20 protein-coding genes and 1 tRNA gene are annotated in these 22723 nt (G+C 25.2%); 18 read left to right on the plus strand and 3 right to left on the minus strand.

Features of this window, described 5'->3' with window-relative positions; all coding sequences use genetic code 11:
* Positions 1-328 precede the first annotated feature (328 nt).
* The 7 genes from CLTHE_RS04665 to CLTHE_RS04695 all read left to right on the plus strand — a co-directional run bounded on the left by CLTHE_RS04665 (position 329) and on the right by CLTHE_RS04695 (position 7056).
* Positions 329-1198 carry a hypothetical protein gene (locus CLTHE_RS04665; RefSeq protein ID WP_080022216.1) on the plus strand — a complete coding sequence of 290 codons (870 nt, stop codon included), beginning with the start codon at positions 329-331 and terminating at the stop codon, positions 1196-1198.
* A 332-nt stretch (positions 1199-1530) separates the two neighbouring features.
* Entirely contained in the window at positions 1531-2247 is a 717-nt protein-coding gene (locus CLTHE_RS04670; RefSeq protein ID WP_080022217.1) for an MBL fold metallo-hydrolase, read from the plus strand.
* Positions 2248-2326: 79 nt separating this feature from the next.
* Positions 2327-3061 (plus strand): GH25 family lysozyme, encoded by a 735-nt coding sequence (locus CLTHE_RS04675; RefSeq protein ID WP_158082661.1) that lies wholly within the window; start codon positions 2327-2329, stop codon positions 3059-3061.
* 69 nt (positions 3062-3130) lie between these two features.
* Complete coding sequence (locus CLTHE_RS04680; protein WP_080022219.1) at positions 3131-3391, plus strand: hypothetical protein; 261 nt, start codon at positions 3131-3133, stop codon at positions 3389-3391.
* A gap of 182 nt (positions 3392-3573) precedes the next feature.
* Positions 3574-4233 (plus strand): DUF975 family protein, encoded by a 660-nt coding sequence (locus CLTHE_RS04685; RefSeq protein WP_080022220.1) that lies wholly within the window; start codon positions 3574-3576, stop codon positions 4231-4233.
* Between the two features lie 103 nt (positions 4234-4336).
* Positions 4337-4897 (plus strand): undecaprenyl-diphosphatase, encoded by a 561-nt coding sequence (locus CLTHE_RS04690; protein ID WP_080022221.1) that lies wholly within the window; start codon positions 4337-4339, stop codon positions 4895-4897.
* A gap of 185 nt (positions 4898-5082) precedes the next feature.
* The gene (locus CLTHE_RS04695) at positions 5083-7056 is read left to right on the plus strand and encodes a YgiQ family radical SAM protein (RefSeq protein WP_080022222.1); all 1974 of its coding nucleotides are present in this window, start codon (positions 5083-5085) and stop codon (positions 7054-7056) included.
* 108 nt (positions 7057-7164) lie between these two features.
* Here the strand turns inward: CLTHE_RS04695 and CLTHE_RS04700 are convergent, their stop codons facing one another.
* Positions 7165-7893, minus strand: a complete 729-nt coding sequence (locus CLTHE_RS04700; protein ID WP_080022223.1) for a hypothetical protein — start codon at positions 7891-7893, stop codon at positions 7165-7167.
* A 325-nt stretch (positions 7894-8218) separates the two neighbouring features.
* On the opposite strand from CLTHE_RS04700, the gene CLTHE_RS04705 reads away from it, so the two are divergent.
* The 4 genes from CLTHE_RS04705 (at position 8219) to CLTHE_RS04720 (ending at position 11523) form a co-directional block, all read left to right on the plus strand.
* The gene (locus CLTHE_RS04705) at positions 8219-8632 is read left to right on the plus strand and encodes a universal stress protein (RefSeq protein ID WP_080022224.1); all 414 of its coding nucleotides are present in this window, start codon (positions 8219-8221) and stop codon (positions 8630-8632) included.
* A 242-nt stretch (positions 8633-8874) separates the two neighbouring features.
* Positions 8875-9906 (plus strand): M42 family metallopeptidase, encoded by a 1032-nt coding sequence (locus tag CLTHE_RS04710; protein ID WP_080022225.1) that lies wholly within the window; start codon positions 8875-8877, stop codon positions 9904-9906.
* Between the two features lie 541 nt (positions 9907-10447).
* Complete coding sequence (locus CLTHE_RS04715) at positions 10448-10999, plus strand: chromate transporter (protein WP_080022226.1); 552 nt, start codon at positions 10448-10450, stop codon at positions 10997-10999.
* A 2-nt stretch (positions 11000-11001) separates the two neighbouring features.
* Positions 11002-11523 (plus strand): chromate transporter, encoded by a 522-nt coding sequence (locus CLTHE_RS04720; RefSeq protein WP_080022227.1) that lies wholly within the window; start codon positions 11002-11004, stop codon positions 11521-11523.
* A gap of 126 nt (positions 11524-11649) precedes the next feature.
* On the opposite strand, the gene CLTHE_RS04725 is transcribed toward CLTHE_RS04720, so the two are convergent.
* Positions 11650-11985: a DUF5661 family protein gene (locus CLTHE_RS04725; protein ID WP_080022228.1), complete on the minus strand. Its 336-nt coding sequence runs from the start codon at positions 11983-11985 to the stop codon at positions 11650-11652.
* Between the two features lie 188 nt (positions 11986-12173).
* Here CLTHE_RS04725 and CLTHE_RS04730 point away from each other — a divergent pair, with 188 nt between their 5' ends.
* Positions 12174-13310: a tetratricopeptide repeat protein gene (locus CLTHE_RS04730; RefSeq protein WP_080022229.1), complete on the plus strand. Its 1137-nt coding sequence runs from the start codon at positions 12174-12176 to the stop codon at positions 13308-13310.
* Positions 13311-13519: 209 nt separating this feature from the next.
* On the opposite strand, the gene CLTHE_RS04735 is transcribed toward CLTHE_RS04730, so the two are convergent.
* On the minus strand, positions 13520-14587 hold the full coding sequence (locus tag CLTHE_RS04735; protein WP_080022230.1) for an NAD(P)H-dependent flavin oxidoreductase: 1068 nt from the start codon (positions 14585-14587) through the stop codon (positions 13520-13522).
* Positions 14588-14761: 174 nt separating this feature from the next.
* Between CLTHE_RS04735 and CLTHE_RS04740 the strand changes: the two genes are divergently transcribed.
* From CLTHE_RS04740 to CLTHE_RS04765, 6 genes are all read left to right on the plus strand, one after another.
* Positions 14762-14837, plus strand: a tRNA-Trp gene (locus CLTHE_RS04740).
* A 355-nt stretch (positions 14838-15192) separates the two neighbouring features.
* Positions 15193-15783, plus strand: coding sequence for a hypothetical protein (locus CLTHE_RS04745; protein ID WP_080022231.1), 591 nt, complete (start codon positions 15193-15195; stop codon positions 15781-15783).
* Positions 15784-15994: 211 nt separating this feature from the next.
* Complete coding sequence (locus CLTHE_RS04750) at positions 15995-17110, plus strand: metallophosphoesterase family protein (protein WP_080022232.1); 1116 nt, start codon at positions 15995-15997, stop codon at positions 17108-17110.
* Positions 17100-19814 carry an AAA family ATPase gene (locus CLTHE_RS04755; protein WP_080022233.1) on the plus strand — a complete coding sequence of 905 codons (2715 nt, stop codon included), beginning with the start codon at positions 17100-17102 and terminating at the stop codon, positions 19812-19814. Before CLTHE_RS04750 ends, CLTHE_RS04755 begins: the two co-directional genes overlap by 11 nt.
* Positions 19815-19882: 68 nt before the next feature.
* The gene (locus CLTHE_RS04760) at positions 19883-20779 is read left to right on the plus strand and encodes a metal ABC transporter solute-binding protein, Zn/Mn family (protein WP_080022234.1); all 897 of its coding nucleotides are present in this window, start codon (positions 19883-19885) and stop codon (positions 20777-20779) included.
* 118 nt (positions 20780-20897) lie between these two features.
* Positions 20898-22715, plus strand: coding sequence for a MutS-related protein (locus CLTHE_RS04765; protein ID WP_080022235.1), 1818 nt, complete (start codon positions 20898-20900; stop codon positions 22713-22715).
* Positions 22716-22723: the final 8 nt, after the last annotated feature.

Below are 22723 nucleotides of genomic sequence, written 5' to 3' on the forward strand. Positions count from 1 at the left end.
GGTATTATTAAAAGAGTAGAGAAATTTCTTATGAATATTTTGCCAATAAATAGTGAAGAGCTAAATTTATAGTTTACTAGATATAAAAAATTAAATTATGAGTTATATATAGTTAAAATGTGGAATTTTAATAAATAAGTATAAGGTTATTTAAATTGATTTATATTTCTATGTAATTTTTAAATTTTTTAATATAAGTAATAGTTAACAATATTAGTAATTTATTTCTAGTTATGAAATCTTTTTTTAGCTTTTAGTAATTTTATTTAAATTATAATTTTTATGTATTTATTAAAAATTATATTTTGAAATTTAGGAGGAATAATTTATGAAAAAAATTATATCCATAATAGTTGTCATAATTATTGTTATACTTGGATTTTTAGGATTTTATTTCATTATGAAAAAGAATATAAAAAGCAATTCAAGTAAACAAGATGTAGTGGTTAGTACAAGTAAGACTTCAAAAGAGAGTAATGAAGTAAATAAAGCTGTTACATCAAATAATGCTAAAAATGATACTACAAATTTAAATGAAGATAATAGCTCTCAAAATGCAAAAAGTAACACTGGAAATGTAAATGTAGAAAATAATACTGGAAATGAAAACTTATCAAATAATACTAAAAGCTCTGTTAAAGCTGAAACTTTAAGTAGTACCAATACTTCTAACTCACAAGCTAATAATAATCAAAATGGATATGCTGCAGCATATCAATATTATCCATCTTCTAAATTAACTAATGGACCAGTTAATGATACTCAGTTAGCTGAAATTATGAGAAAATGGTTATTAACTGACCAATATGGATATTCTGGATTCTTTGATGCAGTTGGTACAATGTGGGCAAAACAATGGCTAGATAATATTCCAAATAGTACACTTGTAAATGCCTTTAAAGAAGTAAATGGAGATAATTCACTTAATAATCCAATTACAGCAAAAGAATTATTTGATGCATCAAAAGCATTCACATATGCACAAGAAAAGAAACCAATTCCATTTACAACAGAACAAGCAACACAATATATAATTCAAATGTTAAAAGAAGATAAGTATGATTCAGATGTAACAAAAGTAGTTCTTCATAAAGGAAATGAAGGTGCAGGATTATATTATGTTTATGTTAAACAAACAGGAGATAAAAATCCTTATTGGTATGTAAATACTAACACAGGCTACGCAACAGGAGTTTAATAAATAAAGATAACCTCGTTAAGCAAAATTAAAAGCTTAGCGAGGTTATTTTAAGTTTAACCCAATAAAAAAATAAATAATTGTTATCATAAATATATCCCCTCTATAATATTGGTTAAAAAATCCAATTAGTTATTAATATTATACATAATTATAAAAGATTAAAAAACTAAATATTAGCAATATATCAATTATATAGTGTATTATAATTGAATTCTTAATAAAATAGACTGTTTTAGTTAATAAGGTGGTAATTTCTTTTTAATTGTTCATACATATATTTATGTTAAACTCTAAAAAATAAAATATATTTATATAAGGAGAATTACATAATGAATAGAGTTGAAGTTATTGATTTAAAATATGATTATAATGGGGATTTTATAGTAAGTCTTGTTGTTATAGCAGATGATAAAGAAATGGTTTTAGTTGATTGTGGAATGACAAATTCATACGATATGATAAAAGATGCAATGGCTGAAAGAGGTTTAGATATACAAAAATTAACTAAAGTTATAATAACTCATCAAGATTTAGACCACATGGGTTCATTAGCTGAAATAAAAAGAAACGTAAAAGGTGTTCAAATTTTAGCATCAGAAGAAGAAGCTAAACATATAAGTGGAAAAGAAGAATTTATAAGAGTTCAAAATGTTGATAAAATAATTGATTCTGTAGATGAAGCTAAAAAGAAAGAATTATTAGCTTATAGAGATAGAGTAAAAGCAGTAGAAACTGTTGATGTTGATGTATTTGTTAAAAATGGAGACACATTCCCAATAGCTGGTGGAATAGAAATAATTGAAACTCCAGGACATTTACCAGGACATATTTCAGTTCTTATAAAAGAAAAGAAAGCTTTAGTTACAGGAGATGCTCTTGCAATTATGGATGGAGAATTAATCCCTTCAAACCCTCAATTTACTCTTGATATGGCAAAAGCTAAAGAATCAATTAAAAACTTATTAAATTATGATATCGAAGAGCTTATTTGCTACCACGGTGGAGTATTTAATGATGATGTAAAAGGAAAAATTGAAAATTTCTAATAAATAATTAAAAAATTAGGAACAAATCCCTCTAAGATAGACTATAAATATAATGATAGTGTATTTTAGGGGGATTTTTATGCAATGGAGAAATGAGAAAAACAAAAAAGCTATTCTTATAAAAAGTAATAATTTATGTTTAGATTTTAAAAAAATAAAAGAGTCAGGAGTTCATGCAGTTATATTTAAAGTGTCTTATGGATTAAACCCATATAAAAAAGCACTTATAAATAATATTAAAAAAGCAAAAAATGCTGGACTTTTAATAGGGGTATACAAAGAGTTTGATGAAACTAGTTCACCAAATTTGCAAGGATTTCTTTTTTCTAGAATATTAAGAAAATACGATTTAGATTTATATCCTATCTTATCTATTAAAAGCAATAAACATAATTTAAGTAAAAAAGAATTTTCTGATAAATGCTTAAAGTTTATGAATATAGTAAAGAAAAATAGTGGAAATGAATGTGTAATAAAAACATCAACAAGATTTGCTAATAATAATTTAGATGATAGAATTGGTAATAATAAATTTTGGTCAATGGATGAAGATAAAGATACCTTTAAACATAATAAGATTTGGGATGATTGGGATTGCTTTAATTGTCATAAAAAACACATTATAAATGGAATAAATAATAAATTTGAGCTTGGTGAAATTAAAAAATCTTTTATAAAAACTACCCTTAAAGATGAGAAGCTTATAAAGGATAAAATTATGGAAGAAAATTTAAAACAAAATAAATGTAATTGTGGACATTATCATTATAAACAAGATAACTGCAATTGTGGTCATTGTCATCATAAATATTAAAATATAGAGAACACCTTAATTCTATATATCATATAAATAAACTAAATAAATTTAAAAATGGAGAACAATATGATAAGTAGAAATAAGGTAAGAATACAATTTATAGTTGATGATATATATGTATTTACAGGACTTTGTATAGGAGCTGTAAAAACAGATGAATGGAGACAAGAATTATTAGATACAGAATTCTGTGAAGACATAGAAGAATTAGAAGAAGTAGAGTTTGTAGAAGTGTTATCTGATGATTATGAAGAAGATGATATTCCACTTGAGGAAGATATAACAGAAGATAGCATTGGTGAAATAATAAGCGTAAGTTTAACTTAAATGATTAGATAATATGCTACCTAGATTTAAAAATATTTAGGTAGTCTTATTTTTAATATAAAAAATTTTCACATATAGATTATTTAGAATTTAATTACAATATTAATTATAATTGACAAAAAATATAGGCGAATATAAACTAAATATGAGGGATATAGAGGCTTTAATAAGGGGAGGGCTTTATGGGATTTGATAGAATATCAATAAAAGAAAAATCGAAAAAAATTATTTCTAGTGATTTAACAAAGGTTATTATTATAGGAATAGTTGTTAGTGCAGTAGGAGGAAATGTTCCTTTTGTAACTTTCCCTACAACTGTAACAATTACATTAGAAATTGTAGCTAGTATATTTTCTTTTGGATTAGCTAAATTTTCTTTAAATAAAATAAGAGGAGAAGAAGCTAGTGTAGAAGATGTAACTTATGGATTTAATTATGCTGGAAAAATTATAATAATGGCTATAGTTACAACTGTGTTAACATCAATTGGATTCGCACTTTTTATAATACCAGGTATTATATTAACTATGATGTTTTCAATGAGTACTTTCATCTTAGTAGATGATCCAACTAAATCTATTGAACAATGTTTAAAAGAAAGTAAAGATTTAGTTTATGGAGTAAAAGGAGATTTATTTATTTTCTATTTAAGCTTTGCAGGATGGGCAATTCTTTCTTCATTATTATTTGGAATTGGATATTTTTTATTGACTCCATATATAGTATTATCTGAAGCACAAATATATTTAAAATTAAAAGGTTTAGGCCAAGAAAATGATACTATTTTCTATACAGAAAATGAACCATATGAAAATGGTGATAGTTTTTATCTTAAAAAATAATTAATTAAAAAGTAATATAATAGTCGTATATAATATGCTAATATTAAGAATGTTAGCATATTTTTTTATGCTAAATACAAAGGATAAAAAAGGAGAGTAAAGAATGAGCTGGAACTTACACTTATTTTATTTAATTAATGATTTAGCATATAAAAGTGTTTTTTTAGATGATATAATGATATTTCTTTCAAAAGTTGTACCATATTTATATGCATTAACATTACTTGCAGTATTCGTAATTGGAATAAAAAATAGAGATTCAAAAACAAGAAGGGTAGCTGTTAGCACAGGGGTTTTTACAGTTATAAACTTAATAGTTAGTTCAATTATAGGTCTTATTTACTTTGAACCAAGACCATTTGTTACACATCATGTAAATTTATTAGTGCCACATAAAGCAGATGCTTCTTTCCCAAGTGACCACGTTATAGGAACTTTTAGTATAGCAGTTGGACTTGGAAGATACAGCAAAGTTTTAAGATGGATATTAACAATAGTATCAATATTTGTTGCATTCTCAAGAGTATTCGTTGGAAACCATTATCCTATAGATGTTATTGGTGGATTTATAGTAGTACTTATCATGAATGTAATATATGTTAAGTTATTAAGAAAACCTATTGAAAGAATATATTTAAAAATAGATAAAAAAATCTTTGGATAAGATATACTAAGAGAACCTTGATTGGTTCTCTTATTTTTTACAAATTATACTGGAAATAAATAAAAGTTTAAAAAGTAGGTATTATTTAATAAAATAAAGGTATATAATAAGAAGATATGACTAAAAAAAGAAGATGATATAATTTACATATGAATAGTTATAAAAGAAATAGAAGGTGATAAATAATGACAGAGGTAAAAGACTTCTTACCAATTAGTAGAGAAGATATGGAAAAGCGTGGTTGGGAACAATGTGATTTTATTATAGTTACTGGTGATGCTTACATAGACCACCACAGTTTTGGAACAGCTATAATATCAAGGGTTTTAGAACATGCTGGATATAAAGTTGGGATAATTCCACAACCAGATTGGCATAGCTTAGATGATTTTAAAAAGCTAGGAAGACCAAGACTTGGATTCTTAGTTAATGGTGGAAACATGGACCCAATGGTTAACCATTATACAGTAAGTAAGAGATTAAGAGAAAAAGACCTTTATTCTCCAGGTGGGAAAATGGGGCTTAGACCAGATAGAGCAACAATAGTTTATTGTAATAAAATAAGAGAAGCATTTAAAAATGTAAATATAATGATAGGTGGAATTGAAGCAAGTCTTAGAAGAATGGCTCACTATGATTATTGGAGCAACTCTGTAAGAAATTCAATTCTTATAGATTCAGGAGCAGATTTACTTATCTATGGAATGAGTGAAAAACAAGTTGTAGAAGTTGCTAATGCCTTAAATGATGGATTTGAAGCTAAATATATAAGACACGTAAATGGAACTTGTTATGTAGTAGAATCATTAGATGAACTTTATGGAGATTACATATTACTTCATTCAGTAAAAGAAATTGCAAATGATAAAGTTCTTTATGCTAAAGATTTTAATATTCAAGATGAAGAGCAAGACCCTATTAGAGGAAGACAATTAGTACAACCTCATGGTAATAGATATGTTGTAGCAAATAAACCAGAAATGCCTTTAAATAGACAAGAATTAGATGAAGTTTACGGACTTCCATATATGAAAAATTACCACCCTATATATGAAAAAGATGGTGGAATAGCTGCTATAGAAGAAGTTAAATTTAGTATAGTAAGTTCAAGAGGATGTTTTGGAGATTGTAATTTCTGTGCAATAACATTCCATCAAGGAAGAGCAGTTCAAAGTAGAAGTGAAGAGTCTATTTTAGAAGAAGCAAGAGGAATAACAGAGCTTAAAGACTTTAAAGGATATATTCATGATGTTGGAGGACCAACAGCAAACTTTAGAAAACCAGCTTGTGACCATCAGCTTACTATAGGAGCTTGTAAGAAGAAGAGATGTTTAACTCCAGGAGTTTGTAAAAACATGGATGTTGACCACACAGAATTCTTACATCTTTTAAGAAAAGTTAGAAGTCTTCCAAAAGTTAAAAAAGTTTTCGTTCGTTCAGGACTTAGATATGATTATATAATGGCTGATAAAGATGATACATTCTTTAAAGAATTAGTTGAGCATCATGTTAGTGGACAATTAAAAGTTGCTCCAGAGCACGTTGCACCAGAAGCTTTAAAATATATGGGAAAACCATCAGGAAAAACTTATGACCAATTTAGAGAAAAATTCTTTAGATTAAGTAAAAAAGCAGGAAAAGAACAATATATAATTCCTTATCTTATGTCAAGCCACCCAGGATGTGGACTTAAAGAAGCTATAGAACTTGCAGAATATTTAAGAGATACAAAATATCAACCAGAGCAAGTACAAGACTTCTATCCAACTCCAGGTACACTTTCAACAACAATGTTCTACACAGGTTTAGACCCAAGAACAATGAAACCAGTTTATGTACCAAAAACAAAAGAAGAAAAAGCAATGCAAAGAGCACTTCTTCAATTTAAAAAGCCTCAAAACTATAATTTAGTTTATGATGCTTTAATGAAAGCTGGAAGAGAAGACCTTATAGGAAATGGACCAAAATGTTTAATCCAATCTAAAGAGCAAAGATACCTTGCAAGTATGAGAGGAAAAGCTGCAAGCTTTAGAGGAAAATCATCAGGTAAAGGAAAATCAGGTGCAAAAGGAAAATCAGTAGCTGGAAGAAACGGAAATAGCCAAGTTAAAAAGAAGCATGGACCAAAGAAGGGAAAAGGAAGCTTTAAAAAGAAATAGATAAATTTAAATACTATAATTTATTGTTATATTAAAAAATAGCAATACAATTATAGTATTTTTTTATATGAAAAATAAAGCCTAGTCATAATGACTAAGCTTTAAATGTTAATAATCTATTCTTTCGATTTTTCCGTTATCTAAATAAACAGTATATTCTTCTAATACATCACCATTAAATAATTTTTTTGCATCATTTTGTTCCCCAGGAATATATTTATGAACAGTTACATCTAATGAATTTCCTAAAAGATTACTAATTTTATAAGTTCTATTTGTTTGTAAGTTAACTATAGCATGTATTTCATTTTCATTAGAAAAATTATTTTCATAGTAGTCTTTAGCGTATTTTAATATATCTTTATCAGAATTAACTGTAATAACTTTCCACCTACCAGTTACATCATTTCTTACTGGGGATGGAGTAGAAGTAGTGATATCTGAAAAGATTTTTTCATTTGAAGATTTCTTTTTAGATTCTTCCTCCTTCTTTTTAGCCTCATCTTCTTTCTTCCATTTCTCTACGGCTTCATCTCTAGTTTTTGCTATTCTTTCAACATCAGCAGTGTATTTTTCTTTAAATTCATCAGTAAATTTACTTAATGTTTGCTCTACTTGTGAGAAATCTGTTCTTTCTGTTGCAGTCATTTCTTCATATGTTTTTCCACTTGAAAGCAATTCACCATATTTTTCAACTTCAGAATTAAACTTGTCCTCAGTTGATTCAATATTTTGAGTGTTTGTACTTTTACTTTCTGAAGATTTATCTGCTCCACATCCAGCAATATTTACTAAAACAACAATAGATAAAATAGATAAAATTAATTTCTTTTTCATTTGCCTCTCCTTTGTATGTAATAACAGAAGTATTCTAACACAAATATTAATAAATAGTAAATTATATTAATAAAATAAAAATAAGAAAGAAAATTAAAATAATGATTTTTATTATGAATTAGGAAATTAAATTTAAATATTATAGGCTAAAATTAAATAAATGGTTATAAAGACGTGGTATTTTTAAATTTTATATAATAAATAAAAATAAAATAAATAAATCTAATATATAGTGAATAAACTTTAAAATTATTGTATTTAAAGCAAATATAAGGAAAAATTTAGTATAATATAACTATAGATAATTATTTAGGAGGGATTCACAATGAAAAAAAGAAGAGTATTAATTCCTATTGATGGAAGTGAAAAAAGTTTAGAATCTTTAGATTATTTAAAAGAATACTACAATCCAGAAAAGGTAGAAATAATCCTTTTACATGTAAGAGAAATCGTATTTATAGATGGAATGGCTGTAAGTGATGAATTAAGAGATGCTGAATTAATAGGAAAACGAATATTAGATAAAGCTAGTAGATTAATTGAAGAATATGATTATAAATGTGAATTCTTATTTGGATATGCTGCAGATGAGATATTAAATTATGCAGAAGAAAATGATATTGATGTTATAGTAATGGCAAAAAACACACAAAAGAAATTTGTTGCGTTAGTTGGTTCAGTAACAGCACATGTTGCTAAAAAAACTAAATGTACACTTGTTATAGTACCAGAAGTATAAAAAATTAGAGTTTAAATAAGAAGATAGCTGTCTTAATAATTAAGGCAGCTCTTTTTAGTAAAGTTTTTTTATTTAATGAAGATAAATACTTAAAGTTAAAACATATAGAAATATTTAAAATTATTTTATAGATAAGTTATTTATCAGAGTTATATAGTTATAAAAATGATATAATTTATTTATATTTAAAAGTATTTTGTAAAATCATTATGCAAAATATTAAAAAGGAAGGTGACATATACATGGAAATAAATAAAGAGTTTGTATTAAATACAGCTAAAGAATTATTAGAGTTTAATAGTCCTAGTGGATTTTGTTTTGAAATAATGGATATGATTGAAGAAAAGGTTAAAAATTTAGGATATTCATTTGAGAGAACAAATAAAGGATGTGGAATAATAACTGTAGAAGGAAAATCAAATGAAAAAGTTATAGGACTTTCATCTCATGTAGATACTTTAGGAGCAATGGTAAGATCTATAACTAGTAAAGGAACTTTAAAATTTACATTAGTAGGTGGACCAATAGTTCCAACTTTAGATTCAGAATATTGTACAATAAGAACTCGTGATGGAAGAGAATATACAGGAACATTTCTTTCAACTAGTGCAGCAGTACATGTTTATGAAGATGCAGCATCTAAAAAAAGAGATCCAGAAAATATGGAAATAAGAATAGATGAAAATGTAAAAAATAAAGAAGATGTATTAAATTTAGGAATAAATTCAGGAGATTACATTTTTATTGAACCAAAAACTACTGTAACAAAAAGTGGTTTCTTAAAATCAAGATTTATTGATGATAAAGGAAGTGTAGCTTGTCTTATAAGTCTTTTAGAATTATTTAAAAGAGAAAATATAGTTCCAACATATAAAACAAAAATGTTTATTTCAACTTATGAAGAAGTAGGTCATGGTTCAGCATATATTCCAAGTGATATAACTGAAATGATAGCAGTAGATATGGGATGCATTGGTGATGACTTAAATTGTACAGAATATGATGTTTCAATTTGTGCAAAAGATTCAGGTGGACCATATGACTATAATATGACAACAGAATTAGCTAACTTAGCAAAAGAAAATAATTTAGATTATGTTATAGACATATATCCTAGATATGGTTCAGATGTTGGAGCAGCTTTAAGAGGCGGAAACAATATTAGAGGAGCTTTAATAGGACCAGGAGTACATGCAAGTCATGGAATGGAAAGAACACATTATAATGCTTTAGAAAATACAATAAAATTATTACATTTATATTTAACTAAATAATTGTATATAATATAGAAAAATTTAACAATAAAAGAATCTTAATATACTAGATTAAAACTGGATATATTAGGATTTTTTTATTATAAGCTTATTAATTTTGAAGTAATAGATAACTATATATTTTTACTTATAACAAAATACCTATTAGGAAAAGCTAGAAATGGATAAAGTTTAAGGATAAATCTTCTTAAAAGGTAAATAGTTATAAGAAGATAATTAAATGAATAATGAAAATTTTATTTGAAGATTATTAATGCTATAAAGTAAATTGACTATAAAAGACCAGAATATAAGGCTTTAAGTAAAGTTATACATATAAAAAATCATTTATACATTAATGATTTTTTTTATTTTAATATAGTTTTTATGCTTAAAAAATCTAAATTAAGATATTTTAATAAATAAAAATTTATATTATATATAAGTATTTACTTATTATAAATAAAAAATGATAAGTAAATTGACATATATAAAAATAAAGAATATTATAAGGTATATAAATTGCAGTACATAAAGATAAAATTACGAAAGAAGTGATAAAATGAAAGAAATTTTAAAACTCTTTTTCACATTTTTAAAAATAGGTGCTACTACATATGGTGGTGGTTACGCCATGATAGGAATTATGGAAAAAGAGATTGTAGATAAAAAGAAATATTTAGATTTAGAAAGTTATTTAGATATACTTACTGTATGTCAAAGTCTTCCCGGACCTTTAGCTATAACATCTACAGCTTTTATAGGATATAAAATTAATAAGTTTGTTGGTGCTATAGTTAGTCTTTTAGGAACACTTATACCATCATTTATTATTATATTTTTAGTTGCTACTGTATTTACAAAGTTTGAATCAAATATTTTTGTTCAACATGCTCTTCAAGGAATAAAAGCTGTAGTTCCTGTGCTTGTATTTATTGCAGTAATTAAATTTTGGAAAAGGTTAGATAAAAATGTACATAATATAGTTTTTGCATTAGTAGTACTTTTTGCATTAGAATTTTTAAAAATAAATCCAGCATTAATTATTATTTTTTCTGCCATTTATGGAATTTTAGTATATGGAATAAAAGATAGAAAAGGCGGTGTAAAGTAATAATGGAAATATTAAAAATATATATAGCATTTTTTAAGATTGGTGCACTTGCCTTTGGTGGAGGATATGCTATGTTACCTTATATAAGGACAACATTAGTAAATCAAAATCATTGGATTACAGCATCTAAGTTAAATTCTTATATAGGACTTGTTCAAATATCACCTGGACCATTTACAACAAATTTATCAGCTTATGTAGGTTTTAAAACAGCTGGAATATTAGGTGGTCTTGCAGCAATTATAGGTATATCAACAGTTCCATTTATATTAGTTTCAATAGCCTATTGTTTATTTAGTAAAATGCAAAATGCTAAGACATGGCAAAATGCATTAAAAGGAATGAAACCTGCTATAATAGCACTTATTTTTAGTGCCTTAATTTCAGTTTCAGGAAGTGATGTATTTCATATAAGAGAAATAATAATAACAATTATAGGGGCATATTTACTACTATATAAGAAAATTCAGCCATTATACATTATTCTTATTGCCGCAGTGCTTGGGATAGTATTTTATATATAAACTAATATTAAATTTACATATTTTTTTATAATAAGTATATATAGATAATTAAACATAAAATATTTTTTAGAGAATAAGCATAATTTAAATAAACCTAGATGTTTTAAAAATCATCTAGGTTTTTAATTATATACGAGTTTTAGGTTTATTCATCCAAAACTTTTTAGCTTCTTCTTCTAATTTTTCTAATCTTTCATAATAATCAGGAAATTCATTTAAGTGAGCAAGAGCTATCTTACCAGTTGTTAATGGATTACTATTAGTAACATTAGTTTCAGCAGATATTTTTCCATGCTCTAATTCAACATTCATTCCTTTAGTAAAATCACTTAAACTAAATAAAACTTTCGAAAAATCAATTCCTAATTTTTGAGCTACCTTTGCAGCCTCTGCTTCAGTGAAAGTTTTTGAGCTTCTAGTAAGCTTTTTATGTCTAAGCCTTCTTAATATGTTTGATTTCATAAAATACTCCTAATAAATTATTAATTAATAAGTATTATATGCTTAATTAATAAAAATGTATCAAAATAAATTAAAGATTAAAAAAGTTAAAAAAAAGTAAAATTTGAATTAAAATATTAAAAATATAAATTCGTATTATATAATTAGGTGTATCATTTATTTTAAACAAAAATTAAGGAGAAAAGTCGATGAGGGAAAAAAGCAGTAATAGAAATGCTAAAAATAGAAGCAAATCTTCATCAAAGGGTAGGACTGTACAAAGTATAAGAAATAGAGAAAATCAAAAAAAGAAACTACCTAATAATAAACTACATAATAAAAAAATACAGGATAAGTCTGTAATAAATAAACCAGCATCAAATAAAAAACTACAAAATAAATATAAAAGACGTAGAACTTTTTTAGTATTAATTATAGCAATAATATTTATAATAGTTATGGTAGTTATACACACTCATAAAACAAATGCGGCAAATAGTTCAAATTATATGAATCAAGGAAATAATTATGTTATAAATAATGAATATCAAAAAGCGATAGATAGTTACAAGCAAGCTTTAAATATTGATAGTAATAATACAAAGGCTAAAGACCTTATAGGAATATTACAAGGTTATATGAAGGCTAAAAGCTGTTATGATAATGGAGATATTAATGCTGCTAACCAAGCATTATCTGCAATAAATCCAAACTATACAAGATATCCAGTTGGTATGCAAATAAATGGACTTAAAGCTCAAATATCTGCTGCAATGCAAAATGGAGGGACAAGTTCAGGGACAAGCTCAGAAGCTAAAGATGATATACTTACTTTAAATAATTTATACTCTAGTGGACAATATCAAAAAGCACTTGATCTTATCCAAAAACTTAACAAAGAAAATTTAAATGCTACTCAACAGGTTTATGTTTCAGAAATAAATAATAATATAGAACAGAAACTAGGAACATCATCTAGTTCAAACAATCAATTTTCAACTAGAGGAAAATATTTAAATGAACTAGATAAAATAAATGTACAAGTTAATAATATGGATTTATCAGCCCAAACTTATGAGCAGAAGCTGCAAAGAGCTAAAAATAAATATACTGTTTGGAATGATGAATTAAATAAAATATTACAAAACATAGAAAATAATATATCAGGAGATAAATTAACTCAGCTTCAAACATCACAACAAGCATGGGCTCAACAAAAGAATGCTCAAGCTGTTCAAAGTGAAGCACAATATAACAATCAGTTAGTTAAAGAGACAGCAAATTATCAAACACAAAGAAGTTTAACAAAAGATAGATGCTACTATTTAGTTAACACATATATGTAAAAGAGATATATAAATAATTGTTTGACTTCTTAAAAAATATCTAATTAGCATAAACATGTAAAAAAGGATGCCAAAAGGCATCCTTTTAATTTTGTAAAATAATATTTTAAAATAACTTTTTATTCATTTATAAATATATTATTAAGATAAATATTTCAAAAAATTATTTATAATATTATAGATATAGAAAGCTATTTAAATATAAAGTTTTATGCTTCTAATATTTCTTTTTCAAGAGAATCCATAAGCTTTTGTACTGGAACAATTTCTTTTATTCTATGAGCATTTTCACCACAGAAAACTAATCCATTATCTATATTTCCAGTAACAGAATTTATTAAGGCTTGAGTAATACAATAAGGAGTATCTGCTGGATTACAAGGAATCATACAATCATAGCATCTTTCAACCTTAACTTTACCTTCTTTAGTTTTCTTTACAAAATCATTTAAAATAGCACGACCTGGCATTCCAACAGGACTTGAAACAATTTCTACATCATCTATAGTTGAATTTAAATAAGCATTTTTAAAATCATCAGATGCATCACATTCATCAGTTGCAACAAATCTAGTTGCCATTTGAACTCCTGAAGCTCCAAGCTTTAAATATTTAGCTATATCATTACCATCAAATACACCACCAGCAACTAAAACAGGAATTTGTGCATTATATTTTTCTTCATATTCTTTTACATGGTCAATAATTTTTACTACTTCAGCTTCAAATTCTTCTTCTTTCATATTTATTTGGTCTTTTTTAAATCCAAGATGACCACCAGCTTTAGGACCTTCAACAATTACAGCATCAGGTAATCTATTATTATGTTTTTCCCAAAGCTTCATTATTACACGACAAGCCTTTAAAGATGATATTATTGGTGCTATTTTTACTGTAGAATCTTTAACTATTTTTGGTAGAGCAGTAGGCATACCAGCACCAGAAATTATTAAATCAATTCCAGCTTCTATAGCAGTTTTAACGTAATCTTCATAATCTTTAGTAACAACCATTATATTTACACCTAAAACTCCATTTTTAGTTTTTTCTTTCGCTATTTTTATATGTTCTTTAAGAGCTCTTAAGTTTGCAGCTTTAGAGTTCGTATTAAAATCTTTTTCTTTGAATCCTATATCTGCTGCTGAAATAACACCAATACCACCAGCATTAGTAACAGCTGCCGCAAGTGATGATAGTGAAACACCAACACCCATTCCACCTTGAATTATTGGAAGTCTAACTTGTAAATTTCCTATTTTTAAAGGTTTAATATTCATAACAAAATACCTCACTTAAAATTTATTTGAAAATTAAATATTTTGATAATCAAAATAATTTTTATTATATTATAATCTAAATTTTTAAAATTAACAACTAAAAGAGCTAGAATTTTTAGGAAGAAAAAAATTATTGACAATAAAATATATATTTGATAAAATAAAAAACGTTCTAGGGGTATGGCTCAATTGGTAGAGTAGTGGTCTCCAAAACCATTGGTTGTGGGTTCGAGTCCTACTGCCCCTGCCAGAAGCACTTAATTTTATTAAGTGCTTTTTTTATGTGTGTTTTTATTTAACTTAAATAAATGTTTCTTAATTGTTAATGTAGACAAAATTATGGATAGTTATTCCTTAAATAGCAATATAATAGGAAAATAATATCCTATATATATTAATTTTACATTATTAAGTAAAAATAATATGTTAATATACACCTTTTAAATTTGAATAAAAAATTAAAAAAACAAATAAAATATAATAAATTGCAAAAAAAAACTGATAATTCCCTGAAAAAAATAATTAAATTAAAAAAATTATAAAAATATTAATCAAATATTAAAAAATATGTTATAATTATTTTAGAAGGGAAAAGGTGATTACAAATGAAAGGTAAAAAAGTGTTTATATTAACGATAATACTTAGTTGCTTAATATTAACATTTGCAATTAAATTCATAAATATGGAAATACATAAAGAGCGTTTTGAAGTTGTAACTAGCAATAATTCCATTAATAAACAAAATAGTAAAGAAGTAAATTCAGTAGTAAAAGTTATAAAAGATCAACAATATCAAAAAGCAAATAGATTAAGTAATTCACAAAAAACTGTATATATAATTGTTGATGATAAAAATATAAATGAAAAAAATATAGACAGGCTTTTAAATTTAAGTAATGATTTAAATTTAAAAATTACTTTTATAGATAATAACGAAATTATAAATGAAGATGATAAAATAGAGTTTTCAGGAAATACAGTCCTTCCAGAAGAATTAGATTTATATAAATTAATTGAAAATAATAAATTAGAATATTTTAAATTAAGTGAAGGATTAAAAATAAATAATTCTAACACAAACGGAATCATTATGATAATTGATAATATACAAAGCTTAGGAGAAAATAATAGTAATTTTAAAAATGCCGTAAAGGATTTAAAAGAAAAAGGATATTCATTTAAAGCTTTAGATTAAGTAATATATTATTATACATATTAAATAACATATGATTAAGATAATAAATTGGGGGATTTATTATATAGAGGGGAAAATTTATATATATTTATTTAAATGCTATGCAAAATTTATTGCATAGCATTTTTATTTTATAGTCTTTTATTTTTATGGAAAATATATATAATGAAATTAGAACAGAGGTTCGAATCGGGTTAAAGAGGAGAAAGGTATGAATAAGGTTAAGATATTACATTGTGGAGATATACATTTAGATACACCTTTTAAAGAATTTAATAAAGAGGTAGCTAAAAATAATAAGGAAGAAATAAAGAGAGTTTTAAAAAATATAATTAATATTTGTAATGAAGAAAAAGTAGAAATACTTCTTATATCAGGAGATGTATTTGATAATTATACAGTAAAGAAAGAAACATTAATTTATGTAAGTCAAATCTTTAAGATGTTAGAAAATACTAGAGTTTTTATAAGTCCTGGGAATCATGATCCATTTAATGAAAAATCATTTTATACTCTTATAGATTGGCCTGAAAATGTTTATATATTTAAAGGTGATATGGAGAGAATAGATTTAGATGATTTAAATCTTTCAGTTCATGGTTTTGCTTTTAATGAAAAATATATAAAAGAAACAAAATTAAGAAATATAAATATAAAAGAAGATAATATAAATATTTTAGTTTGTCATGGAGATTTAAATGGGAAAAGTAGTGATTATAATCCTATATTAAAAGAAGATATAGAAATGAGTAAATTAGATTATATTGCATTAGGACATATACATTTATATTCTGGAATACAAAAAATAGGACAAACTTCCTATGCTTATTCAGGCTGTCCACAAGGAAGAGGCTTTGATGAATTAGATTCTAAAGGAGTAATAATAGGTGAAGTAAGTAAAGGTTTTACAGATTTAAGCTTTAGAGAAACTTCAATTAGAAATTATTATTCTATAAAGGTTGATGTAACAAATCTTAATACCACTTTAGAAGTAGAAGAAAAAATAAAAAATGAAACAAAAGATTATAAAAGGGATAAAGACTTATTTAAAATTATTTTAATTGGAAATACCTCTAAAGAGTTTAATATAAATGAAAATATAATTTTAGAGTCTTTAAAAGAAGAGTTTTATTTTATAAAAATAATAAATAATACAAAGGTTCAAATAAATTATGACCATATTAATTTAGATTCAGTAGAAGGAATTTTTATAAATGAAATTAAGAAGAGAATGGAAGATGAAGAAGATAAAGAAATATTAGAATTAGCACTAGACATAGGACTTATAAGTTTAATGAATGAAGAGGTAAACTTAGATGATTATTAAAGAAATAAAGATAAAGGCTTTTGGTGGATTAAAAGATAAAGTTATATCTTTAAAATCAGGAATGAATTTAATATATGGAGAAAATGAAAAAGGAAAATCTACTATAGAAAACTTTATAAAGCTTTGGCTTTATGGAGTACCATCTAAAGGAGGAAGAGATTTAAGAAAAAAATATTCTCCTTTTTCTGGCGAAGTAATGGCAGGAGAGCTTATTATAGAGCATGATAATAGAGAATATGAGATAAGAAGAACATTTGGAAAAACTAAAAGAGGCGATACTTTAGAAGTTATAGATTTATTATCTGGGGAAGATATAAAAAATAAAATGCAAAAGGAAGTTGGGGAATTCTTTTTAGGAGTAAATGAAAGAACTTTTTCAAAAACTCTTTTTATTCCACAATTAGGAGTAGAAGTTAAAAAAGAAAAAGATGAAGAAATAAAGGACAAGCTTCAAGAGATTTTTGGATCAGGAACAGGAGAAGTTTCTGCAAGTACAGGAATAGAAAATCTATCTAAAAAGAAAAAAGAATTAAAAACTACTAGAGGAACAGGAGAAATAGATAAGTTAAATCTAGAGCTAGATAGTTTACAAAGAGAAAAAGCTGAAATTTATAAAGCTATTGATTTAAATTTAGATAATGAAAGCCTTTTATTAAAAGAGAAAAAAGAAAATAAAGTTTTAAAAGAAGAAATAGAAAAGCTTGAAATATATAAGAAATACATAAAGAAGAAAAATTTAAAAAAAGAATATGAAGATATATTTAAGTATTTAAAGCGTGGAGAAGAAATAAAAAAGGAAGAAGAACTTTTAAATAAAGATTTAATTGTAGGAGAATTCAATTTAGATACGGATTATTTAGATAATATTGAAAAAATATATAACAACTATAATATATTAGAAGAAAAAATTTCAGAAAAAGAAGAGCATATAAGAGTTTTAAAAGAAGAATTAGAAGAAGAGATAAAAAGCTTTAAAGAATATGAATTCTTTAATTCTTTAGATTTAGGGATAAAAGAAAAATTAATAAAGCTAAATGCAGAACAGGAATCTTTAAAAGAGAAAAAAGATAGATATGATAAATTATTAGAAAGTATAAATAAAGAAGAAGAAAAAATACAAGTTAAAGAAAGATTTTTAGGGGATGTATTAAACCTAAAGCCTCATGTAGAAGAAATAAAGGAATTACTAAAGGAATATGAGCATAATTTAATAAGTCTAAAGAAGGAATATGAAAAAGAAGAAGGCTTAAAAGATAATACAAATAAAAGTGGAAATTCTAAAATATATATTATTTCAGCTATAGTTGGATTATTGGGACTAGGAGTAAATACATTCATAGGAAAAAATCTTATAATTTATATTGTATTTTTAATAATTTTATTAGGTTCAATTGGCTTATACATTATGAATTCTAAAAAAGATAATGTAGAAGAAAATTGTGGTAATGAAATAAATGAATTAAAAGAAAATATTGATTTTATAGAAAACAAATTTAAAGACTTTATTGAGTTATCTAATGTAAAAAATAAAGAAAATCTTATAAGAAGCATTAAGCTCTTAGAGGACTTTATTCAATTTGAAAATAAAACTAATTTTGCTATAGAAGAAAGATTAAATTTAATAGAAGAGTTAAATATAGAAAATGAAAAAGAAAGATATAATCAAAATGAAAAAATATTAGACTCTGTAATAAAGATGTCTAGTAGTAACAATATAGATGAAGTTTATATTAAAATAGATAAATATGAAAAGATAAGATTATTAAAAGAAACTCTTAAGCAAAAGAAAAGTTTATTAGAATCTGAAATAGAAAATATAAAAAATGAAAAAGAAAATTTAAAAGAAGAACTTTTACTTCAATTAAAAAAAGGAAATTTAGAAAATATAGATATAAGTAATTTAAAAAATTATATTGAAGAAATAAGAAACAAGCTTTTAAAGAAAAAAGAGCTAGAAAGTGCTTTAGAAAATATTCAAGAAACTTATAATACTCTTTTAAAAGATAGAGATATAGAAGACATAAAAGAAGAATTTTCAAGAATAGGAGATAATTTTGAAGAGTCTAATTATAAAAAAGAGGAAGATATAGAAGCTGAGCTTAAAAATAAATCAAATAAGCTTATAGAATCTGAAAAAAAGATAAAATACTTAGAAGGCGAAATAAAATTAAGCTTAGCAGGAAAAAGAGATATAAATATAGTTGAAGAAGAAATTTTAGAAGTTACAGAAAAAATTGAAAAGTTAGAAAAAACATATAAAGCTATAAATATAGCAATAGAAGTTTTAGAGAATGCAGATAGAAAAATAAAAGAAAAATTTGGACCTACTTTAAATGAAAATATAAAAGAAATTTTTAGTAAGCTTACAGATAGTAAATATGGAGATGTAATTTTAAAAGAAGACTATGATTTATTAGTAAGAGATGAAGAAAGCTTATTTTCTAGTGAATATTTAAGTAATGGTTCAAGAGACCAATTATATCTATCATTAAGACTAGCTTTAATAAAATTTCTGTTTAAAGATAAAGAAGTTCCAATAATATTTGATGAAGTTTTTCTTCAATATGATGATATAAGAAGAGAAAGAGGAATAAAATTAATAAGCGAAGAAAACCTAGCGCAAACTATAATTTTCACTTGTCAAAGAATAGAAGAAGATATTATTGACAAAAATAATATTAAATGCAAAAAAATCTATATTTAATTGACAAATAGGAAATTAAAGGTTATGATTTTGTTTGTAAATGCAAATCATATGCAAAGGAGATAAGGATGAAAAAAATCATAACAATTTTAACAATAGGGGTCTTAGCTCTACTAGCAGTAGGTTGCTCAAAAACAGATTCTAATTCAGAATCAAAGGTAAATGAGAATGGGAAAATAAAAATTACAGCTTCAATATTTCCAGTAGCGGAAATAACAAAAGCTATAGGTGGAGATAAAGTAGATGTACTTACTTTAGTACCAAAAGGTCAAGAACCACATCATTTTGAACCAAATACAGGAGCTTTTAAAGAGCTTCTTAGTAGCAAAATGTTTATATATAATGGGCTTGGAATGGAAGAATGGCTTAATGATGTAAGCGCAAAATTAAAAGAAAATAATATTTTAAGCGTGGATTCAAGTAATGGGGTAGATGTTTTAAAAGATGGAGATAAAATAGATCCACATGTTTGGCTAAGTTTAAAACAAGTTCAAGTTCAAGCTAAAAATATAAAGGATGCTTTAATTAAAGAAGATCCAAAAAATGAATCTTATTATAATGAAAATTATGAAAAGTTTATAAAAGATTGCAATGATTTATATAACGAATATAAGCCAAAATTTGAAGAATTAAAAAATAAAAATTTCGTAACAGGTCATGCAGCTTTTGGTTATCTTTGTAGAGATTTTGGATTAACTCAAGAGTCAGTAAGTTCTTTATATGCAGATGGTGAACCAACACCAGGAAAACTTCAAGAATTAGTTAACTATTGTAGAGAACATAATGTTAAAGTTATTTTCTCAGGAACATTATCAGAGCCAAAAACTTCTGAAACATTAGCAAAGGAAGTTGGAGCAAAAGTAGTTAAAATATATACTCTTGAATCACAATATGATGATAAAACATATTTAGAAGCAATGAAATATAATTTAGATACAATATATAATTCAATGAAAGAAAATTAGGAAATAATTATAATTCAATGAAATAAAGGGAAGGATATTTTTATACTCTTCCCTTTTTCTTGTTAAGTTATGGTATAATTTACATGTAATAAATTAATAAAAGGAGTAATTTAAATTAATGAACGCACTTAAGTTTTATGAAGAGAATATAGAGAAAAGCAAAGCAGAAATAGATAAAATAAATAAACAAAGCTTAGCAATTGGTTGGAGCAGATTAGTAATTTTTGTACTTTTAATTTTTTCTATATATAAATTTTACTCTATGGATAATCCTACATTAATGGTTTCTTTTGGAGCATTTTTTATAATATTATTTTTAGTAGTAGTAGGATTTCATAATAAGTTTTTACAAAAGAAAAAGAAACAGGAAATAATGATTGAGATAAATGAGCAAGGGCTTAGAAGGTTAAATGGGGAATTTAAAAATGAAGAAGATAAGGGAGAGGAATATATTGATGAAAAACATCCATATACATATGATTTAGATATATTTGGAGACAATTCATTATTTCAACTTATAAATACAACTGTAACTAAAGCAGGACGTGAAGCTTTAGCTAGAATTCTTAGTCGTAATACAATTTCCACAGCAGAAGAAATAAATAAAAAACAAAAAGCTATAGATGAATTAGGTAAAAAGGTTAAATGGAGACAAAAATTAATCTTAAATGGAAAGTTAAATATAAATAATACTGATGAAGAAGTTAATGAACTTGAATATCTAAAAGAATGGAGCAAAAGTGAAGGAAAGACAGTTGGATATAGAAAAATAATAGCTTATATTTTTATAGCTATAACTTTTATAGCTATAGTTATGTCTTTTATTGGAACTTTAAAAGGAAGTTATATACTACTTTTACTTATGGTAAACTTTATTGTTATAAGAAGTTTAACTAAGGATAGTAGGGATGTTTTGCATATGTTTTCCTTAATAAAACCTACTGTTAAGGCTTATTCAGAAATACTAGCTTTAATAGAAGATGAGAATGTTGAGTCAGAATATTTAAAAGAAATAAAAAATAAAATAAAAAATGTAGATAACAATATCTCTTGTAAAAAAGAAATGAAAAAATTATCTTCAATTTTAGATTGGGTTGGAGATAGTAATGGAAACGCGTACTATTTAATAATAAACTTATTTATTTTCTCAGATGTATTCTTAGTTTCTAATTTAGAAAGTTGGAAAAAGAAAAATGGAAAATATTTAGATTCATGGCTTGAAGCTATGGGAGAATTTGATGCATTATCAAGTGTTGCAAACTTACCATTTGATTTTGATGAATGGAATTATCCAGAAGTAGTTTCAGAAAAAGTAGTGCTTGGAGAAGAAATTGGTCATCCAATTTTAGGAGAAAGAGCAGTTAGAAACACTTATAGATTAGAAGAAAGCACAAAAGTAACATTAATAACAGGTTCGAATATGTCAGGTAAAAGTACATTCTTAAGAACTATTGGTTTAAATTTAGTTCTTTCATATTTAGGTGCACCAGTTAGTGCAAAGAATTTCAAGTGTGGCCTTTTTGACCTTTATACTTGTATGAGAACAAAGGATAATTTACAAGAAAGTATATCTTCTTTCTATGCAGAAATTTTAAGAATAAAACTACTTATAGAAGGGGCTAAAGAAGGAAAGAGAATATTCTTCCTTTTAGATGAAATATTTAAAGGAACAAATTCAGAAGATAGACATACAGGAGCTAAAGTTTTAATAAATCAATTAATGGATGCAGGTGCAGTAGGACTTGTATCAACTCATGATTTAGAATTATGTGATTTAGAACTTAGAGATAATAGAATAAAAAATCAAAACTTTAGAGAGTATTATGAAGATAATAAAATTAAATTTGATTATAAGCTTAGAGAGGGAAGAAGTAAGACACAAAATGCAATTCACTTGATGAAGCTTGCAGGAATAGACTTTAAAGAGAATAATTAAGATAAACT

The organism is Clostridium thermobutyricum DSM 4928, from assembly GCF_002050515.1.
In the GTDB taxonomy this organism is placed as follows: domain Bacteria; phylum Bacillota; class Clostridia; order Clostridiales; family Clostridiaceae; genus Clostridium; species Clostridium thermobutyricum.

What these genes read in the sequence shown, in the direction of transcription:
- CLTHE_RS04665 (WP_080022216.1), top strand. Translation starts at nt 329, where the DNA reads ATGAAAAAAATTATATCCATAATAGTTGTCATAATTATTGTTATACTT.
- CLTHE_RS04670 (WP_080022217.1), top strand. Translation starts at nt 1,531, where the DNA reads ATGAATAGAGTTGAAGTTATTGATTTAAAATATGATTATAATGGGGAT.
- CLTHE_RS04675 (WP_158082661.1), top strand. Translation starts at nt 2,327, where the DNA reads ATGCAATGGAGAAATGAGAAAAACAAAAAAGCTATTCTTATAAAAAGT.
- CLTHE_RS04680 (WP_080022219.1), top strand. Translation starts at nt 3,131, where the DNA reads ATGATAAGTAGAAATAAGGTAAGAATACAATTTATAGTTGATGATATA.
- CLTHE_RS04685 (WP_080022220.1), top strand. Translation starts at nt 3,574, where the DNA reads ATGGGATTTGATAGAATATCAATAAAAGAAAAATCGAAAAAAATTATT.
- CLTHE_RS04690 (WP_080022221.1), top strand. Translation starts at nt 4,337, where the DNA reads ATGAGCTGGAACTTACACTTATTTTATTTAATTAATGATTTAGCATAT.
- CLTHE_RS04695 (WP_080022222.1), top strand. Translation starts at nt 5,083, where the DNA reads ATGACAGAGGTAAAAGACTTCTTACCAATTAGTAGAGAAGATATGGAA.
- CLTHE_RS04700 (WP_080022223.1), bottom strand. Translation starts at nt 7,893, where the DNA reads ATGAAAAAGAAATTAATTTTATCTATTTTATCTATTGTTGTTTTAGTA.
- CLTHE_RS04705 (WP_080022224.1), top strand. Translation starts at nt 8,219, where the DNA reads ATGAAAAAAAGAAGAGTATTAATTCCTATTGATGGAAGTGAAAAAAGT.
- CLTHE_RS04710 (WP_080022225.1), top strand. Translation starts at nt 8,875, where the DNA reads ATGGAAATAAATAAAGAGTTTGTATTAAATACAGCTAAAGAATTATTA.
- CLTHE_RS04715 (WP_080022226.1), top strand. Translation starts at nt 10,448, where the DNA reads ATGAAAGAAATTTTAAAACTCTTTTTCACATTTTTAAAAATAGGTGCT.
- CLTHE_RS04720 (WP_080022227.1), top strand. Translation starts at nt 11,002, where the DNA reads ATGGAAATATTAAAAATATATATAGCATTTTTTAAGATTGGTGCACTT.
- CLTHE_RS04725 (WP_080022228.1), bottom strand. Translation starts at nt 11,985, where the DNA reads ATGAAATCAAACATATTAAGAAGGCTTAGACATAAAAAGCTTACTAGA.
- CLTHE_RS04730 (WP_080022229.1), top strand. Translation starts at nt 12,174, where the DNA reads ATGAGGGAAAAAAGCAGTAATAGAAATGCTAAAAATAGAAGCAAATCT.
- CLTHE_RS04735 (WP_080022230.1), bottom strand. Translation starts at nt 14,587, where the DNA reads ATGAATATTAAACCTTTAAAAATAGGAAATTTACAAGTTAGACTTCCA.
- CLTHE_RS04745 (WP_080022231.1), top strand. Translation starts at nt 15,193, where the DNA reads ATGAAAGGTAAAAAAGTGTTTATATTAACGATAATACTTAGTTGCTTA.
- CLTHE_RS04750 (WP_080022232.1), top strand. Translation starts at nt 15,995, where the DNA reads ATGAATAAGGTTAAGATATTACATTGTGGAGATATACATTTAGATACA.
- CLTHE_RS04755 (WP_080022233.1), top strand. Translation starts at nt 17,100, where the DNA reads ATGATTATTAAAGAAATAAAGATAAAGGCTTTTGGTGGATTAAAAGAT.
- CLTHE_RS04760 (WP_080022234.1), top strand. Translation starts at nt 19,883, where the DNA reads ATGAAAAAAATCATAACAATTTTAACAATAGGGGTCTTAGCTCTACTA.
- CLTHE_RS04765 (WP_080022235.1), top strand. Translation starts at nt 20,898, where the DNA reads ATGAACGCACTTAAGTTTTATGAAGAGAATATAGAGAAAAGCAAAGCA.